The organism is Synechococcus sp. MU1643 (assembly GCF_020514095.1).
Lineage (GTDB): Bacteria > Cyanobacteriota > Cyanobacteriia > PCC-6307 > Cyanobiaceae > Parasynechococcus.
In genome coordinates, this window is sequence record NZ_VTKY01000008.1 from 47,370 (window position 1) to 62,898 (window position 15,529).

The 15,529-nt window shown below is 59.5% G+C and carries 17 protein-coding genes; 11 read left to right on the forward strand and 6 right to left on the reverse strand.

The window, feature by feature from the left end; translation table 11 throughout:
* Positions 1 to 23: 23 nt before the first annotated feature.
* The gene (locus FZX09_RS10705; protein ID WP_226402686.1) at positions 24 to 1,124 is read left to right on the forward strand and encodes a calcium/sodium antiporter; all 1,101 of its coding nucleotides are present in this window, start codon (positions 24 to 26) and stop codon (positions 1,122 to 1,124) included.
* 9 nt (positions 1,125 to 1,133) lie between these two features.
* Here the strand turns inward: FZX09_RS10705 and FZX09_RS10710 are convergent, their stop codons facing one another.
* The gene (locus tag FZX09_RS10710; protein WP_226402688.1) at positions 1,134 to 1,757 is read right to left on the reverse strand and encodes an alternative oxidase; all 624 of its coding nucleotides are present in this window, start codon (positions 1,755 to 1,757) and stop codon (positions 1,134 to 1,136) included.
* 96 nt (positions 1,758 to 1,853) lie between these two features.
* Positions 1,854 to 3,215, reverse strand: a complete 1,362-nt coding sequence (gorA, locus tag FZX09_RS10715; protein ID WP_226402690.1) for a glutathione-disulfide reductase — start codon at positions 3,213 to 3,215, stop codon at positions 1,854 to 1,856.
* 115 nt (positions 3,216 to 3,330) lie between these two features.
* Between gorA and FZX09_RS10720 the strand changes: the two genes are divergently transcribed.
* The 3 genes from FZX09_RS10720 to FZX09_RS10730 are packed head-to-tail and all read left to right on the forward strand — an operon-like array spanning position 3,331 to position 5,475.
* Positions 3,331 to 3,576 (forward strand): hypothetical protein, encoded by a 246-nt coding sequence (locus tag FZX09_RS10720; RefSeq protein ID WP_226402692.1) that lies wholly within the window; start codon positions 3,331 to 3,333, stop codon positions 3,574 to 3,576.
* Positions 3,551 to 4,783 (forward strand): glutathione S-transferase family protein, encoded by a 1,233-nt coding sequence (locus tag FZX09_RS10725; RefSeq protein WP_226402694.1) that lies wholly within the window; start codon positions 3,551 to 3,553, stop codon positions 4,781 to 4,783. The genes FZX09_RS10720 and FZX09_RS10725 overlap by 26 nt, the downstream gene beginning before the upstream one ends.
* Positions 4,784 to 4,806: 23 nt before the next feature.
* Positions 4,807 to 5,475 carry a ParB/Srx family N-terminal domain-containing protein gene (locus FZX09_RS10730; protein WP_226402696.1) on the forward strand — a complete coding sequence of 223 codons (669 nt, stop codon included), beginning with the start codon at positions 4,807 to 4,809 and terminating at the stop codon, positions 5,473 to 5,475.
* Here FZX09_RS10730 and dnaA read toward each other — a convergent pair whose 3' ends face one another.
* Positions 5,476 to 6,873 carry a chromosomal replication initiator protein DnaA gene (gene dnaA / locus FZX09_RS10735; protein WP_226402698.1) on the reverse strand — a complete coding sequence of 466 codons (1,398 nt, stop codon included), beginning with the start codon at positions 6,871 to 6,873 and terminating at the stop codon, positions 5,476 to 5,478.
* Positions 6,874 to 6,956: 83 nt separating this feature from the next.
* On the opposite strand from dnaA, the gene FZX09_RS10740 reads away from it, so the two are divergent.
* From FZX09_RS10740 to FZX09_RS10750, 3 genes are read left to right on the forward strand one after another with little or no spacing between them, the layout of a single operon-like run.
* Positions 6,957 to 8,084: a trypsin-like peptidase domain-containing protein gene (locus FZX09_RS10740; RefSeq protein WP_226402700.1), complete on the forward strand. Its 1,128-nt coding sequence runs from the start codon at positions 6,957 to 6,959 to the stop codon at positions 8,082 to 8,084.
* A gap of 1 nt (position 8,085) precedes the next feature.
* On the forward strand, positions 8,086 to 8,727 hold the full coding sequence (locus FZX09_RS10745; RefSeq protein WP_226402702.1) for a TIGR04282 family arsenosugar biosynthesis glycosyltransferase: 642 nt from the start codon (positions 8,086 to 8,088) through the stop codon (positions 8,725 to 8,727).
* A complete protein-coding gene (locus tag FZX09_RS10750; RefSeq protein WP_226402704.1) occupies positions 8,715 to 9,404 on the forward strand; it encodes a TIGR04283 family arsenosugar biosynthesis glycosyltransferase in 690 nt (229 codons plus the stop codon). Before FZX09_RS10745 ends, FZX09_RS10750 begins: the two co-directional genes overlap by 13 nt.
* 9 nt (positions 9,405 to 9,413) lie before the next feature.
* Here FZX09_RS10750 and FZX09_RS10755 read toward each other — a convergent pair whose 3' ends face one another.
* Genes FZX09_RS10755 through hisG form a run of 3 tightly spaced genes read right to left on the reverse strand, consistent with a single transcriptional unit; the run spans position 9,414 to position 12,342 of the window.
* Positions 9,414 to 9,917: a GNAT family N-acetyltransferase gene (locus tag FZX09_RS10755; RefSeq protein ID WP_226402706.1), complete on the reverse strand. Its 504-nt coding sequence runs from the start codon at positions 9,915 to 9,917 to the stop codon at positions 9,414 to 9,416.
* The gene (locus FZX09_RS10760; protein ID WP_226402708.1) at positions 9,914 to 11,692 is read right to left on the reverse strand and encodes an ABC transporter ATP-binding protein; all 1,779 of its coding nucleotides are present in this window, start codon (positions 11,690 to 11,692) and stop codon (positions 9,914 to 9,916) included. Before FZX09_RS10760 ends, FZX09_RS10755 begins: the two co-directional genes overlap by 4 nt.
* Positions 11,692 to 12,342, reverse strand: coding sequence for an ATP phosphoribosyltransferase (hisG, locus tag FZX09_RS10765; RefSeq protein ID WP_226402710.1), 651 nt, complete (start codon positions 12,340 to 12,342; stop codon positions 11,692 to 11,694). Before hisG ends, FZX09_RS10760 begins: the two co-directional genes overlap by 1 nt.
* Positions 12,343 to 12,382: 40 nt before the next feature.
* Here hisG and gloB point away from each other — a divergent pair, with 40 nt between their 5' ends.
* The 4 genes from gloB to FZX09_RS10785 form a co-directional block, all read left to right on the forward strand.
* Positions 12,383 to 13,132: a hydroxyacylglutathione hydrolase gene (gene gloB, locus FZX09_RS10770; protein WP_226402712.1), complete on the forward strand. Its 750-nt coding sequence runs from the start codon at positions 12,383 to 12,385 to the stop codon at positions 13,130 to 13,132.
* A 64-nt stretch (positions 13,133 to 13,196) separates the two neighbouring features.
* On the forward strand, positions 13,197 to 13,589 hold the full coding sequence (locus FZX09_RS10775) for a RidA family protein (protein ID WP_226402714.1): 393 nt from the start codon (positions 13,197 to 13,199) through the stop codon (positions 13,587 to 13,589).
* A gap of 45 nt (positions 13,590 to 13,634) precedes the next feature.
* A complete protein-coding gene (locus tag FZX09_RS10780) occupies positions 13,635 to 13,862 on the forward strand; it encodes a DUF3136 domain-containing protein (protein WP_226402716.1) in 228 nt (75 codons plus the stop codon).
* A 943-nt stretch (positions 13,863 to 14,805) separates the two neighbouring features.
* Positions 14,806 to 15,529 (forward strand): hypothetical protein (locus tag FZX09_RS10785; RefSeq protein WP_226402718.1); only part of this gene is annotated, 724 nt, incomplete at its 3' end.

The window sequence follows — 15,529 nt, forward strand, 5'->3', positions numbered from 1 at the left end:
TCCCCAAACACCTGATCTAGCCCATGCCTGAATTTCTCCAGGCCTCGATCCAAGTGCTGCTGGGCATCGGACTGCTGTTCGGCGGAGGAGAGCTGTTCGTTCAGGGATCCGTGGCCATGGCAGTGATCTTCGGCATCCCCCAGCTCGTTATTGGCCTCACGGTGGTTTCCCTGGGCACCAGCGCACCGGAACTGTTCGTGAGTTTGAGTTCGGTGCTGCAGGGGGCTGACGCCCTCGCCGTGAGCAATGTGGTGGGCAGCAACATCTTCAACGTGATGGTGGTGCTGGGCAGCAGCGCTCTCGTGCTGCCTTTGCGCGTCGAAAGCCGTCTTGTGAGGCGCGATGTGCCTCTAATGATTGCAATCTCGGCGGCGGTCTGGGGCATGGCCTCCGCAGGACGGGTCACCTGGCAAGCGGGCCTCGCGTTGCTATTGGGGCTCGTGATCAACACCATCTGGGAGATCCGCACCGCCCGTGAACAACCGGACGACAGCGGCAGCGCTGAACCCGAAATCAGTCTTGAAGCAAGCAAAGGTGGATTGATCCCCGCCTCAGTGCGATTAATTGCCGGCATTACCGTTCTCGCGGTCGGATCACAGGTTCTGGTGAATGGCGCGGTCAGCGCCGCAACCCTTCTGGGGGTTAGTGAGGCAGTGATCGGTCTGACGATCGTTTCAGCCGGAACGTCGATGCCTGAATTGATTACGTCCCTGGTGGCAGCCCTGCGCGGACGCACCGATCTGGCCATCGGCAACGTGGTGGGCAGCTGCCTGTTGAACCTGATGCTGGTGCTGGGCGGCGGAGCTATAGCGGCAGCTGGCAACGGACTTGAAGTGAGCCCGGAACTGATTCAGGACGACCTGCCGGTAATGCTGCTCACCAGCCTGGCCTGCATGCCGATCTTTTGGACGAAAGGTCGCATCTCGCGCGTTGAAGGAGGGCTACTTCTCGGCCTCTATGTTCTGTATCTGATCGACAATGTTTTGCCCAGAACGGCTATGGCCAGCTGGGCCGATGAATTTCGACTTGTAGTGCTCTGCGTTGTAATCCCAATCGTGATGATCGTGATTTTCACTCAGGCTGTTTTTTATTGGCGGAACAACCAGAGCAGTCCAACCATTTGAAATCAATAGCTAGAAAGCAATTGCTTTTTGGCTATTAGCCGCCACATGGTCCAACTCATCTCTGGCAATTAATTCGATTACATCTCGAAGAGTTTTAGGCTCACGTTCATCACGGGCAGACCACATGTTTCCATCTTTTCTCCAATAGGCCGTTGCAATCGGCGTGACGGGCTGCTGCAACCACTCCTCTGGCTGCTCCGAAAGCATGCGCCGGTACGTCTTAACAGCTTCGGCCTCAACAGCTTCTCCAAGCAAAGCGGCCAACTCGTGATCCAACAAGGTAGTAAGAGCAAATATCCAATAAACAAGGACAGCTACATGCCTTGCCACAAAGCGATCTATCCATAAAGACAGCCCACCAAGATCACGAGAAAAAATGTCTTCATGCGTCTGCTCATTACTATCCTGACGACGTGCAAGTTCCAGAGTCTTACGAATAGCACCGCTCTGATCAAGGCCAATCGTTTCAAGGTAATGGCAAGCACTTTCCTCAGCCGTATAGGCCGTGCGAGCGATGATCTCTAAAGATGCTGCCCGACGAGCATCAGCTGCAGGCCAAAGAAGACTGAGCAACTGCTCGCCTGATTCAATCAAAAAATGAGCAAAATCAGCCTTATGACCTCGAGTCTGCATGAATGATTCCACGTCATATATATCGATCTAATCGTGGTCTAGATCGCCATATATGCATTGTCTTGCACCTTTCACAGTGTCGAAAGGATTGCCGGATCAGAGCATCGTTACGAACTCCTCTGAAACAGAAGGGTGCAGAGCCATGGTGCGATCGAAATCAGCCTTGGTGGCGCCCATCCCCACGGCAATCGCCGCCATCTGAATAATTTCCGCAGCGTGCTCGCCCACCATGTGGCAGCCCAACACCCGATCGGTGTACTTCTCCATCACCAGCTTGAGCAGACAACGGGGGCCGGAGGCGGGCAGAGCCCTGGCCATTGAACGGAAGCGGGCGCGGTGAATAACAACACCATCCGCACCATGACGTTCGATGGCCTGTTCTTCCGATAAACCAACGGTCGCCAGCTCTGGATCGCTGAACACGGCACTTGCCACCAGCTCGTGGTTCACCTGCCGCTGACGCGAACCAAAGACGCTGTCAGCGAAAGCACGACCTTCATCAATGGCCACAGGCGTGAGGTTGACCCGATCGGTGACATCGCCGACGGCATGGATGTGGGGCACCGATGTGCAGGAGTTGGCATCGACCCTGATGCGACCGTTGTCGACCGCAATACCGGCAGCGTCCAACCCCAGATCCGCAAGCCAGGGGCGACGGCCAGTGGCCATCAACACACCCCCACAATCCAAGGACTGACCATTCCCCAGCCGCGCCTTCAGCGCCCCGGGATTTCCCTCCACACCCACCAGCGTCTGCTCCAGCAGCACCTCGATGCCCTGCTCACGCATGCCATCCAGCACGGCATCTGCCAACTCGGCATCAAAGCCACGCAGCAACCGAGACCCACGCACCACCTGGGTGACCGCAACACCAAGGCCCCGCAGGATGCAGGCGAACTCGCAGGCAATAAAGCCTGCTCCCACCACCAGCACAGAGGATGGGACATCTTCCAGCAAAAACATGTCGTCACTCACCCAGGTGTTTTCAACCCCTGGAATCTCCGGCCGGACCGGACGGCCACCTACTGCCACAAGGAACCGCGGAGCTGAGAGCTCCTGTTGAACGGACCCGCCACGTTGTTCGCAAATGCCGATGCGATCAGGAGCCGTGAAGCGTCCCCAACCGGAGATCAACTGAACGCCTGCCTTGTCCAGGAATCCGAGATGGAGTTCATTAAGCCGATCCACCTCGGCGCGCACCCGACGCAAGAGATCAGGCACATCGGAACGCACCGACTGGATGTGCAGGCCATAGGCCGAGGCATCCGCCAATTGATGGCGGGCTTGAGCGCCGTACACCAAAAGCTTTTTGGGAACACAGCCGCGGATTACGCAGGTGCCGCCGACGCGATCTCCCTCAACGATCGCGACGCGGGCTCCATGACGGGCAGCGCGTTTTGCAGCGGCCAGCCCACCGGAGCCCGCTCCAACAACAATCAGATCCAGATCAGCGCCCATAACAAGAGGGTGCCCGAGACGACGGGCGTCATCGTAAAGATGGCGTTATGGTCCGGGGAAGAGGGCTGTAAATGCCCAAGACGAGTCGGTCGTACTTCAACCGCGTCCTTAAATCATGAACCGTTCTTCCAAGCGCCGCAGGCAGCCGCCTGAACCTGAGCTGCGCCTCAAAAGATCGCAACGCCGCGAGATCGTGATGATGATCACCAGCGACGACATGAAACTTCGGCTCAAACAGTTGGCTAATCAGGGCCGCCAGCAGGACTGTCTGGCTCTGATGCACGAACTGGGCGACTGGCAGTCCTATGGACGTGCAACGCTTGCGCCGATCCTGCATGCCCCTTTCATCGGAATCAGCTGAACCCCTGAGTTGGTCGGAACTGGCCAGCCTGGCGAAGCCGGAACCGAATCGGATTGAAGGGCCGACCAGTGCCCAGGCCACGTTGCGCCTGTTCGGACAGCCTGAATCCAACGTGGTGGTCACGTTGTACCGCGACCACCACGCCTGGTGCCCCTATTGCCAAAAAATCTGGCTTTGGCTGGAGTTCAAGCGAATCCCCTACCGGATCCGCAAAGTCACCATGCGGTGCTACGGCCCGAAGGAGCCGTGGTTCCTGGAGAGAGTTCCCTCGGGGATGTTGCCAGCCCTGGAGCTCAACGGGCGGTTGATCACCGAAAGCGACGAAATCCTGCTGGCCCTCGAACAGCAGTTCGGCCCCCTGGGAATGGCGATGACAGCACCGGAGGCTCTTGAGCTGCGCCGTCTTGAACGGCTTCTGTTTCAGGCCTGGTGCATCTGGCTGTGTTCGCCTCGGCTGAGTCCGAGGCAACAGGTTCTGGCCCGAGAGCAGTTTCGAGACATCGCCCAGCGCTTTGAACGGGAGCTGGACCAGGGGGAGGGACCGTGGCTGCGGGGACCGGAGCCGCAGACAGTGGATCTGATCTTTGTTCCATACGTGGAACGGATGAATGCCTCGCTGGCGTACTACAAGGGATACCGGCTGAGGGCTGAGCATCCAGCCATTGACCGCTGGTTTCGCGCTCTAGAACAACTGGAGACTTACCGCGGCACCCAAAGCGACTTCCACACCCATGCCCATGACCTGCCTCCCCAGATGGGGGGCTGCTGGTCGGACTATGGAGCAGACGCACACCGCCTGGCCGAACGGATCGACCGAGGTGATGGGCTTGGCGAGGACGAAGCCTGCTGGGATGTGGACCATCAAGCCAATCAGGCCGTCATCGCCCTGAGCCGGGTGCTGCGTCACCAACAACGGCTTCGGAACGTGAATCCTATGGGTGCTACAGCCTTTGAACAGCCCCTGCGCTGTGCCCTCACCCGGTTGATTCGCAACACGCCCTGCCCCCCGCCAGCGGGAAGTGCCGCCGGGCTCCGCTACCTGCGCGATCGTATTTCGGTTCCAAGGGACATGCCGCTCCCGGCAGCGCGTCTGCTGCGTCAGGCCCTCGAAGCCACCGCCCAGCTGGATGGGCCTGAACAAGCCAAACCTCTGCCGGTGAGGGATCGCTTTGATCAGGATCCCCGACCCTTCTTAATTGGGTCATAGTGCGGGAGCGCCAACGCTGAGTCGTGCCCCTGCGACTGCCCGCCTACCAACCGATCCCAGCCCCCGATCGGGGGGCCGATCTGATTGAAGTGTCAGCGGCGCAGCTGCAGCCGACCCAGTGGTGTGTGGGACTGGCGGAGATCTGGTCGCGCGAAAAAGATTTCGCCCAGGACAGCCGTCAGCAGCGTCTCGACTACCTACGCGCCAAACCGGTCCCTTTGATCCAGTCTGCCGATGGCGCCATGTGGATGCTGGACCGGCACCACCGGCTGCGGGGTCTGATCGGCATAGACCCGGGTGCCACCACCTGGGCCTACGTGGTGCAGGAGCTCCCAACCGCCGACCGAAGCGCTGTGCTGGCCTATCTGCACAACCAGGGCTGGCTCTACCTTTACGACGGGCGAGGCAACGGCCCCCGCCCGGTCGAGCAGCTGCCCAAAAGCCTGCTGGGGCTGGAAGACGATCCTTACCGGAGCCTCGTTTGGCAGTTGAAGCAGGAGGGCTGGATCAAGCCTCAGCCCCTCATCCCTTATCACGAGTTTCGTTGGGGTTCCTGGCTGCGCAGCCGCCCCCTGCCCCCCTTCAGCTCCAGGCGGCTGGACCCAGCGCTCGCAGCAGCACGCCAACTGGTGTGTTCTGCAGCTGCACAAGACATGCCGGGCTGGAAAGGCGATAAGAAAGCCTGCCGCTGATCAGCGCTTCTTGCGTGAATCAATCTGCAACAGATCCTTCACTTTCTGCACCTGACCGGCGAGCTGGGGATCGGATGCCAGTTTTTTCTCCACCTGCTCGATTGCATACATCACCGTGGTGTGGTCCTTTCCGCCGAAGTTGTCGCCGATCCTCGGCAGGCTGAGGTCGGTGCCCCGGCGCATGAGGTACATCCCCACCTGACGGGCCTGGCTCACGGCACGGCGTCGGGTGCTGCTGCACATCTCCTCAGCCGTGACATCAAACACTTCAGAAACCTTGTCGATCACCTGTTGCGGCGTAACCTCCACCCCCTGCCCCGTGGGGTCGAGCATCGGCGCCACCGATTCAACGGTCATCGGCAACCCCGTGATTGAGGCGAAGGCCACAGCCCGGGTCAGGGCTCCTTCCAACTCGCGGATGTTCGAGGTGAAGCGGCCGGCGATGTACTGGATCAGCTCACGGGGAAGCGACATACGCTCCTGCTCCGCTTTCTTCTGAAGGATCGCCATGCGTGTCTCCAGGTCAGGAGACTGAATGTCGGCGATCAGTCCCATCTGGAACCGGGAGATCAAACGCTGCTGCAACCGCGGAATCTGACTAGGGGGACGATCACTGGCTATGACTACCTGACGGCCTGCCTCGTGCAGGGCATTGAAGGTGTGAAAGAACTCCTCCTGGGTGTACTCCTTGCCTTCGATGAATTGAATGTCATCCACCAGGATCAGATCAGCGGCGCGATAGCGATCGCGGAAGGCCTGCATCCCGTCCTTGCGGATGGCCTGGATCAGATCATTGGTGAAGGTTTCGGTTGAAACGTAGGCCACCCGAGCCCCGGGATCAATTTCCAACCGGTAGTGGCCGATGGCTTGCATCAGGTGGGTTTTTCCTAGGCCCACACCGCCGCAGATGAACAGAGGGTTGAATTCCCGGCCCGGTGCTTCGGCCACAGCCAGAGCCGCCGCATGGGCCATCCGGCTGTTGGGGCCGACCACGAAACGGCCAAACACGTAGCGGGGATTGAGCCCGGGCAAGTAGCGCCGTGGGGAGCCGTTCCGGGGCGGACCCGACGCCGACTCGTGGGGTGCTAGCGGTGGAGTCGCATCAGCAGCGGCTGAGGCCTCATCGGTGGCGTCCGGCGGCGGTAAGGCGGTTTCTGCCAAAACCGTCACCTGAACGGGCTGACCGCTAATGCTGCTGGCCATCTCGGCGATCGTGGGCAGCAGCTGTTCACGCAGACGAACGCTGGCGAAGGGATTCGGGGCCAGAAGCTTCAGCTCGCCATTGGCAAAGCCGCTGCAACCCGTGGGGCGAATGAAGGTTTCGAAGGTGGGCTTGCTCAGCTTGGCCTGCAACCCATCCCGCACCTTGATCCAGAGCTCTTCGCCCGTCTGCGCCAAAACCGCCCACCGCCCGAGCGCTGAATCTACGCATGCCGATCCGCTCAGGCCGTCTTAAATGCATCAGCACACATCTCGTCGTGATGCCCAACGCCCAGCATTGGCTCGCCATCGCCCTGGCCGGGAGCGCACTCTCCGGTTGCAGCCTGGTGAGAGACCAGCTGGGCCTGACGCCAAAGCCACCGATGACAGTGCCGCCGGTGGTGCACGATCAGCCCCGGAGTGCTCCGCTGCAGCCGGGGGACAACGTGATCGTGAAGGCGGTGGATCGTGTCGGGCCTGCTGTGGTGCGCATCGATGTGGTGAAGGAGATCTCAAACCCTTTCGGAGGGATTTTCGGCAGGGGTCCCTCCAGCCAGCGCCAGCAGGGCCAGGGCTCCGGCTTGATCACCCGGTCCAGCGGGCTGATCTTCACCAATGAGCATGTGGTCCGTGGTGCAGATCAGGTGGCAGTGACCCTTCCGGACGGACGCAGTTTCAAGGGCAAGGTTCTCGGCACCGACCCCCTCACCGACGTGGCGGTGGTGAAAGTAGTAGCCGACAACCTGCCGGTGGCGGCCTTGGGCAACTCCGACCAACTCAAGCCGGGGGAATGGGCCATTGCCATCGGCAACCCCTTCGGCCTTAACAACACCGTGACCGCAGGCATCATCAGCGCCGTCGGCCGCCTGAACGCGATCGGTGACGGCCAACGGGTTCCTTACATCCAGACCGATGCAGCGGTGAACCCCGGCAACAGCGGCGGCCCCCTAATCAATGCCACCGGTCAGGTGATTGGCATCAACACCGCAATCCGTACTGCGCCTGGTGGCGGCTTGAGTTTTGCGGTTCCGATCAACCTGGCCAAGCGGATCGCGCAACAGATCGTCAGCACCGGTCAGGCCTCCCATCCCTTTATCGGCGTGCAGCTGATGAACCTCACGCCGCAGCTGGCACGAGAAATCAATGCCACCAACAGCGCCTGCACAGTTCCCGAGCTGAATGGCGTTTTGGTCAAAGATGTGGTCAAGGGCACGCCGGCCGCTGCTGCAGGCATCCGCCAGTGCGATCTGATTCTCAAGGTGGAGAACAACCCCGTTCAAACACCCACCGAAGTGCAACTCGCCGTGGACCGAGGCCAGGTGGGGGAACCGATGCAGCTCACCCTCCAACGCAACGGAGAGGAGCTGACCGTGCAGGTGCGCCCGCAGGAACTGCCCCGCAATAACTGAGATGGTGCAGATCGTCGTGATGGCCCGCTGGCCATCACCCGGCCGATGCAAACGGCGCTTGAGCCGAGATCTCAACAATGAGCTGGGCTTGTCCAACAGCAACGAGCGCGCCACAAGGATTCAGCGGCGGCTCACACAGCACACCGCTGCGGTGGTGCGCGGCCTCGCAGGCCCAATGGAGATCGAACCGGTGCTGGCGGTGAGCGGGCTCGGACCCCGTGCGGCCGATCGCTGGGGGCGGCAGCTGGGGCTGAGGCAGGTGCGGCTGCAGGGGAAGGGGCAACTCGGCACCCGATTGCGACGGCAGTTGATGCATGGCCATCGCCATCACAAGCCCTGCCTTGTGATCGGCACGGATCTGCCCGAACTCAATTCCGATGACGTGAAGCAGGGCGTTGAGCATTTGGAACACCATGATCTGGTGTTGGGACCAGCCTCCGATGGGGGGTACTGGCTGCTGGGGATCGGCGCATCCCTGATCCTGAGCCCGCAGCACTGGCCGCTAATCGGCATTCCCTGGGGCGGCCCGACCGTGCTGGAAGCAACGCTGAGGGAGGCGCGCAGGCAACAGCTCTCTTGCGTCCTCGTCCCCCAAAGGAATGATCTGGATCGCTGGAGCGATCTAAAACCATGGCTGGGCTGAGTGTTGTCATTCCAACCCTGGAGGAAGCCAGCAGGCTGCCGCTGCTGCTGGCGGATCTGCAGCGATGGCCGGGGGAGTTGGAGGTGATCGTCTCTGACGGCGGGAGCAGGGATCAGACCCGAGAAGTGGCGCAGCTGGCCGGTGCCACCGTGCTCGACAGCCCGAAAGCCGGACGTGGGCCACAACTGCGCTGGGGCATTGACCACAGCTCCCATGCCTGGATGCTGCTGGTGCATGCCGACAGCCGACTCCCGAGCATTTGGCATCAAAGGGTGCGAACGGTTCTAAACACGCCGGAGGCTCACCTGAGCGCCTGGTACTTCGACTTCAATGTGGATGCGAAGAGGCGGCCGATGCTGTGGCTGCTGGAGCGGATGGTGAACCTGCGCAGCCGTTGGCTGCAGCGTCCCTACGGCGATCAGGGCCTGTTGATTCAGCGCCAGCTGTATGAGCGCATCGGCGGCTACCGGCCCCTGGCGCTAATGGAAGACCTGGACCTGGTGGAACGACTGAGCAAGGTCGCGTCCCTACGTTCATTGACCTGTGCCCTTCTCACTAGCGGGGAGCGCTGGCAGAAGCGGAGCATGCTGATGCAGGCCTGGCGCAATGCCCGGCTGCGCTGGCTCTGGCGTCAGGGCCGATCAACGGAGCAGCTGTTGCGGATCTACCGGCGTTAAAGGATCTGATCAGTTGGCGTACCAGAAGGCACAGCGATGGCCCTGGGGCTCGAGATCCCAGCCCTGGCCCTGGTAGAAGCTGACGACGTCCGGATCCGCGAACAGGCTGACCCGCTCGGTTCCCATTTGATCGAGGGCCTCGAGGATGTAGGTCATCATCTGCTTGCCCAGACCATTTCCCTGGTAAAGGGGATGCACGGCGACGTCCCAGACGGTGGCTTCAAAAACACCATCCCCGGTGCAGCGCGCAAAACCCACCAGACGGGGCACCCGGGGGTCGTGCCGCCAGAGCCCCACTTTGAGCAGGCTGTGGCTGAGCGCTTTACGCACCCGGCGAATCGGCCGGCGACTCCAGCCCACCGCTTCCAGCAACTGCTCGAGCTCCACCAGATCGAAGGGGTACTCCTGGCTGAACACCAAGGTGATCTGATCATTGGCGCAGGTGCAGAGACGCGCCCCCTGGCCGTACTGCTCCAACAGCGAATCAGCAGGGACGGGGAGAGGAGCGATCACAGACGCGCCAACCCCCGTTCCTGCAACTCGGCGAGTTGGGCATACAGCCCACCGCGGGCCCTGAGCTCGCGATGGGTGCCCTCCTCGATCAGCTCGCCCCGGCGCAGAACAAGGATGCGATCCGAGGCTTCCACTGTGGCGAGACGGTGGGCGATGACGATGGCTGTGCGCTTTTGCAGGAGACGATCGAGATCGGCCTGGAGCGTCGCCTCCGTTGAAGGATCCATGAAGGCGGTGGCTTCATCCATCACCAACACAGTTGGATTGCGGATCGCCACTCGAGCCACCGCAAGCAATTGACGCTCACCTGAGGAGAGATTGCCGCCCCGCTCGCGCAGCTCCGTCTCCAGCCCCTTGGGAAGCTTGGCCAAAAGGTCATTGAGACCGAGCTCAGCACAGACCTGAGCCAGCTCTCGATCGCTTACCGAAGCATTGAGTCGCAGATTGTCGGCCACATTGCCGCTGAACAGGAACGTGTCCTGAAGCACAACTCCCAGCTCACGACGGAGATCCACCATCGGGATCGTGCGGATGTCCCGTCCATCAAGAAGGATGCGCCCCTGCTGGGGTTCATAAAGACGGCACAGCAAACGAATAATCGTGCTTTTGCCGGACCCCGTGGGCCCCACCAGCGCCACATGCTCACCGGGGGCAATGCGGAAGGAAAGGTTGCGGAGGATCGGATCATCCGGCCGGTAGGCAAAGCTCACGTTCTCAAAGATCACCTCGCCACCACCACCAGTCACGTGAGGAAGAGCGCCCTTGGCCTCGGCGATCTCGAGGGGCTCCTCCATCAACTCGCCAATGCGTTCCACAGCCGTCAGCCCACCTTGAATCTGGGTGAAACGCTCCGCCAGCTGACGCAGAGGGTCGAACAAACGCTGGGAAGCAAGGATGAATGTGGTGAGGGTGCCTAGGCCCATCGCACCATTGGTCACCATCAAGCCTCCAAGTGCCAGAACCAGGGCGATGGCGGCCAGAGCTACCCATTCCAAGAAGGCTGAAATGCTGCTGTCGTAAAAGATCGTTCCGTTAACAGCGCTGCGGTAGTCCTTGCCAGTACGCAGGAAGCGGGCGCTGTTGACCGTTTCACGGCCATACATCTGAACCACCTCGAGCCCCTGAAGGTTCTCCTGGAAATCGGCATTGAGCTGGGATAGCTCCTCACGCACCCTGTAATTGGCCTTGCGGTAACGGCGCTGCAGCCAAAGCACGGCCAGGGTGACGGGCACCTGCGTGAACAACAGAAGCAGCCCCAGCCTCCACTCGATCAACAGCATCGTTGAGGCGAGCACCAGCAGGCTCACCAGATCACTGAGCACCCCGACGGCGCCACTGGCAAACACCTCAGCCAAGGCATCCACATCGCTTGTGAGCCTTGTGAGCAACTTGCCCACCGGCATGCGGTCGTGAAAGCGCAGGGACAGCGACAACGAATGTTCGAAGAGGTCGTCGCGGATGCGCGCGGTGAGCCGTTGACCGACGGCCTGGATGCTGAAGGTCTGCACGCCCTGCAGGCCGAGCCGAAGCATCACCGAGACGAAATAGAGCCCGATGATCATGCGGATCGATGCGGACAGACTCAACCCCGACAGCCAGGGAAGACTGGGCTCACCGCGAAGGACGCTGACGGCCTGCCCCAGCAGGACAGGCTGCAGTGCTCCCGCAAAGGCCAAGGGAAGCAGCAGCAGCAGAGCGACCAGAAGTCGCCGGCGATCCCGCACGAGATAACGGCCCAGACGACGGACCCTGCGCCAGTCCGCGACAGCTCCCATCAGCTGGAGCTCCCGACGGGTGTAGCTGCGCGGATCGCTTCGACGATGGACAACAGGGGGCCGTTGTCCAGGCGAATGGACAGGGGGTGTCCCACTAATCGAGCCGTGGACTGGAAGAGGTCTTCAATGGCGATCAAACCGTTGTCCCGCAGGGTTCGACCGGTGGCCACCAGGTCGACAATCGCTTCCGACATGCCCGTGATTGGCCCCAGCTCCACCGAGCCATTGAGGTGCACCAACTCAACAGGAAGGTCTAGGGCAACGAAATATTCCCGAGCGCAGTGGGTGAATTTGCTGGCCACCCGGCAATGGGGGGGCAGATCTGCGGCACGGACGTAACCACTGCTCTCTTGGACCGCCACAGCCATGCGGCAGCCGCCAAAGCCAAGGTCCACCAATTGGGCGACGGGAAGCTGGTGCTCCTTGAGCACGTCGTAACCCACGACCCCCAGCTGGGCTTGGCCGTAGGCCACATAGGTGGGCACATCACCGTTGCGAACCAGCAGGGCCCTAGCGCGCCCGCAAGGGGTAGGCACCATCAGCTGACGGTTGTCCTTGTCCAGAACAGCGGAGAAGTCAAGACCAGCCGCCGCAAAGCGGGCCACCGAGTCTTTGAGCAGTGCTCCTTTGGCCAACGCGACGGTGATCATGGGTCCAGCGTTGATCGGTTAGCCAGGAAGGACTTTAACGATGCATTCCTCACTTCATGCCTTACCGGTGCTCCAGGACAACGTGATCTGGATCTGGGTGAGGGGCGCGGAGGCCGTGGTGATCGACCCCGCCGTTGCGCCGCCGGTGCAGGCGTGGCTGGAAGAACGGAAGTTGAACCTAGCCGCCGTCCTGCAAACCCATCACCATGCCGACCACATCGGCGGCACTTCATACTTGCTGAACCGTTGGCCCCAGGCTGCGGTGATTGCCTCCGCTGATGATCGGGAGCGGATTCCGTTCCAGACCATGCCAGTGCGAGATGGGGACCAGATCACTGTTCTTGGGGAAGAGGTGGAGGTGCTGGATGTAGCGGCCCACACCAGAGCCCACATCGCCTTCTTCATCCCGAACCCGGAGGGAGCAGAGATCGGACCCTTGTTGTTCTGCGGGGACACCCTGTTCAGCGGGGGCTGCGGCCGATTGTTTGAAGGCAGCGCTGAACAGATGCATCAGGCTTTACAGAAGCTGGCCGAACTTCCCGAGGCCACGAAGGTGTGTTGTGCCCACGAGTACACCGAGTCCAATCTGCAATGGGCCGTTGAGCAACGCCCCAACGACACGGTTTTGGCTGATCGTTATCGGGAGGTGCGGAGCCTTCGCGCCAAAGGCGCCCTAAGCCTGCCCAGCAGCATCGGCGTGGAACGCCGCACCAACCTGTTCATGCAGGCCAGTTCAGCCGCGGAGTTGGCCGAGCTTCGCCGGGACAAGGATCAGTGGCGGCTGGCATGAGCGATGGCGAAGAACGGGATCACCAACGGCGATGATCGGGGTGACTGCTGTTCAGAACCACCCCATGAGCGCCAAGGCCATCACCACTCAAGACGCCCCTGCACCGGTTGGGCCTTACAACCAAGCGGTGCTTGCCGGCGAGTGGCTCTATTGCTCCGGGCAGATTCCACTGGATCCAGCCACCGGCGAGATGGTGGGGAACGGTGATGTGGCGGTGGAAACGCATCAGGTGCTGAAAAACCTCTGTGCTGTGTTGAAGGAAGCTGGCGCCACCCCTGCTGAGGTGGTGCGCACCACGGTGTTCCTAGCGGACCTGGGCGATTTCCAAACCGTCAATGGCATCTATGCCGAGGTATTTGGTGAGGGGGTCAGCCCAGCTCGCGCCTGCGTTCAGGTGGCGGCCCTCCCCAAGGGAGCACGGGTGGAAATCGACTGCGTCGCCTGGCTCGGCAGCTGAGCCTGCCCCTCGGGGGCATAGGTTGGAACTGGCTTCAGTGGTCCCATGCCTCAGGCGAAACTCACCATCGGTGAACTAGAGGCGGGATATCCGATGTACTGCAAAGCGCTGCGGCGTCTCCTCCAGCAGGGAAAAACTGCTCAGGACATTGAGCGCACGGTCTGTTGGGGGCACCTGGAAACGCTGAACCGCTGCCTGCCAACCCGCTACAAATCCCCCTCCTACCTGCTGGCCCTGATCCGCCGCGACCTGGAGAACCCAAAAGAGGATTGAGACTAGTCGTCTCAGCGTTTTCCCAGCTCTCTCGTTGCAAACGCTTGAATTGAACAGAAGATAAGCGTTAAATTGGCTTAGAAACAAGGCATCGCTGGCTGATTTTTTAGCAAACCCCAACAAATGCTCACGCTGACTAATGGCCTGACCATGTCACAGTGATGCTGGGCGCGGCCCTTTGCATGGAACTGCAGACAGGATTAAATCTCTAAAAATCAACGGCAGGGCGAGCCCCTTGTTCGGAGAAAGCGTGACAATGCAGGGATGGATGTTGAACAGCTGGAACAGCTTGCTGCGCTGATCGTGACGGCAGGACTGGTGGCCGGAAATTTCCTATTGTTCACCCCATGGCGCAATGGAGAGGATCCACGGCAACAACCTCCTGACGGTGTGAGGCCTCAGAACGAGTCAGTTCATCGCACTGAACATGCTAGTTACCCAGGCTGATCAGCACTGGTTTTACACATCGTCCAAGGGGAGCACGTAAATAGTGCCAGCCCCAGATACAGCATTGCCCTTGGCAACAAACCAACTCACACGCATCCTTGATTTAGGGGAGTCAATCCAGCAGCTGAATCAAAGTGCTTGGAGTGGGGCCTAAAAAGTCGCGGCGAAGTCATAAAATGCCTTCCCGGTTGGATGGTGGAGCCTTCAGAGTCGGACGCTTAGCCCTCAGCAGCTGCACAGCCGGGTAAGCCCTGATAAAGGATCCATAGGCCCTTTCTCCCCTGCAAACATGACGGGTCAGTAGGTAATGAAAACTACACTTCCAAGATGACTAGGTGCAGAAAGAATGTACAGATTCAAGGATCGTTGCCCAATGTGAAGCTCGTCTTCGAATTATAAAATTCGACTTAATGTTTGGCATTTGAAAGGTATGGTTTAAAATGACAACAAAAAGCTATTAGATTTAGCAATCCGTCAACTCATGCCTCCTAGAATTATGTATCCCCGTCAGCCATTATCCTATCAAAGAATTTCAATAGATTATCGGCCACCTGGGTATACAAGACTTAGATATTATAGAAATATTGACGAAGACTTAAATGGCATTGTAGATGGTAGCGAGGAATATAGCTATGAAATATATAGCGGTGGGCAGGCAATTACAATCCAAAATAGGTATGGGAGAACTTACAGTGACAATACAAATTGCAATTGGGATGCCATTGCTGCAGCTGAAGCCGGGGATGGCTTTGCTGTTCTAAGGACAGGAACCAGCCAACAAAGAATGGGACAATATCGGATATGGCTGACAGACAACAACGGACAAATTGCTTCCGGTACCGGGTGGCAGTCAGGAAGAGATCTAAGACAACAGGGTTATGAAAATATATTCAATCTAGATCTCGACAATGATGGTCAAATTGGGGAGCCACAATCGGATACTAATGACGATTACGACAACACGACTAACACTAGTGGCTACATAGAAGTTGGAGGCACTGCCGAAGGAACACTTGAAGTTACGGGCGATCGAGATTGGCTAAGGATTAATCTTATTGCGGGACATGTATATAGCTTTGCTGTCGAAGGCCAGGCTCTTGCTGATACATACTTAAGACTCTATGACTCCAACGGTAATCTCTTAGATGAAAATGACGATTACAATGACCTCAATAGTGCAATAAATAATTATCAGACACTAGTCACTGGTGATTATTATT